At 44.5% G+C, this 894-nt stretch carries 1 pseudogene; it reads right to left on the bottom strand.

Features of this window, described 5'->3' with window-relative positions:
- Positions 1–894: pseudogene (gene uvrC, locus A3762_RS21545) on the bottom strand (excinuclease ABC subunit C); the annotation flags it as partial.

Here is an 894-nt window from a genome sequence, read left to right as displayed (position 1 = left end):
TATCTCTTCGCTTGCGATGACCTGTTATTGCGAATCGGTGGGCTTCATCGCGAATATGCTGCATCAGATGCAAACTAGGTTCGTCTGACGCGCATTGTATCGTTTTAAGGCCGCCCTGCCCATCAGGAATAAATAAGGTTTCAAAACCTGGTTTACGTGTTGCTCCTTTGGCGATACCAAGCAATAAAATGTCGCTGGCATTCAGTTCATTTAACACGTCTATTGCCATGTTCAACTGCCCTTTGCCACCATCTATAAAAATGATATCCGGACGCTTACTAGGCTCTTCATTCACCTTTCGATATCGCCGCGACAAAGCTTGCTTCATCGCTGCATAATCATCTCCAGGCTCAATCCCTTCTATATTGAAGGTGCGATAATCTGACTTTAGCGGCCCCTGATCGTTAAACACAACGCAAGACGCTACAGTTTTTTCCCCAGAACTATGGCTAATATCAAAACATTCCATACGCTTTGGCATGTCTGGCAATTCTAAAAGCGCTCTTAGAGCATCAACACGATGAAAAACATTTTCTTTGTTGGATAAATAGGTTTTTAAGGCGCTGTCAGCATTTGTCTGTGCCAACTTTTGCCACTGAGCTCGAATCGTCTTCACTTTGTGCGCAAACCGAATGTTTTTCCCGACAACATTTTGAACGGCTTCGCTCATCATCGTCTCATCCGCGCATTTAAAGGGCAAAATAACTTCGCAAGGCAAGTCTTTCTCGGCACCAGAACCCACATAATACTGCTCTATAAATGACTGAAGCCGCTCTTCTTTGCTCTCGTCTAAGAGCATTTTAGGGGTATAGTTTTTGTGCCCTAAAATTCGGCCCTTTCTGACGAAAAGCATCGAAAAAACCGAAACACCAGGGCCATCAGACAGTGCAACCA

The sequence above is a fragment of the Oleiphilus sp. HI0125 genome (assembly GCF_001635355.1).
The sequence above is the reverse complement of the archived record's forward strand: the minus strand, read 5'-3'. Positions and strand labels throughout refer to the sequence as shown.